This window comes from Janthinobacterium sp. BHSEK (assembly GCF_056174685.1).
In genome coordinates this window covers 1-834 of the sequence record NZ_JBWBYV010000233.1, presented here as the reverse complement: position 1 = coordinate 834, position 834 = coordinate 1, and the positions used below count along the sequence as shown (strand labels likewise).

Genomic DNA, 834 nt, shown 5'->3' with positions numbered 1-834 from the left:
GTTCACGGTATTGCTGCTTCATGGTCAACCTCAAATAAAAAGCCGCCAGCGCAGTGATGCGGTCGGCGGCGAAACCCGGCATGCCGGGCAAGGGAAACTGGAGCGGGTGAAGGGAATCGAACCCTCGTGGAAAGCTTGGAAGGCTTCCGCTCTACCATTGAGCTACGCCCGCGAAATCTGGTTGCCGGTTACAGCGTCCGGCGCCGAATAGCCGCGGTTACAACGCGCGTCGGCTGGATGATGCATATCCTGCTCGTGGTTTTGGGCTGATTGATGCGCTAAGGCCTCTCCAGTGCCAAACTACCCGCTGCGCCGATGGCTAAATGCGCGGTAAGTCGCCTTCACATTTGCGCCGCATGGCGCTGGGGATGAATTCTTCGCTACTTCATGGTGCACCTCCTTTTCTGGCCTGCGGCGGCCTGCTCGCGCGTGCATCTGGCCAGCTCAGTTTCGTTCTTCGTCCTCGGCCTGCTTCTGGCGCTCGGCCGTAATCAAGGCCCATCCCAGCTCGCGGCGAACCTCTTCTCGCGTAGGCAACGGCTCGGGCGCCCGCGTGTGGCGCTCCAAGTACTCGCGGGCGAGATAGCGAGATGGGAGTATCGTTTCGGACATGGCGGCCTCGAAGGTGGCACGCAAATAGAAAAAGCCCGCATGAGCGGGCTTCGGTGTTGCTCCCACGACTATAGCGCGTGGTGAGCGGCAAATTCAAGGCGTGCAGGTACGGCGCTGGGTCCGGGTACTGTCGCGAGTTCCAGCTATCGGCGCCATTCACAAAGCGCGGAGTGCCAGAAGAATCTAATTATACACGATACTCTACACAAGAATCTCTACACG

The 834-nt window shown here is 59.5% G+C and carries 1 tRNA gene; it reads right to left on the bottom strand.

Annotation, left to right across the window (positions count from 1 at the left end):
• Positions 1-98: 98 nt before the first annotated feature.
• Positions 99-172: transfer RNA gene (locus AC0V2Y_RS28660), tRNA-Gly, on the bottom strand.
• Positions 173-834: the final 662 nt, after the last annotated feature.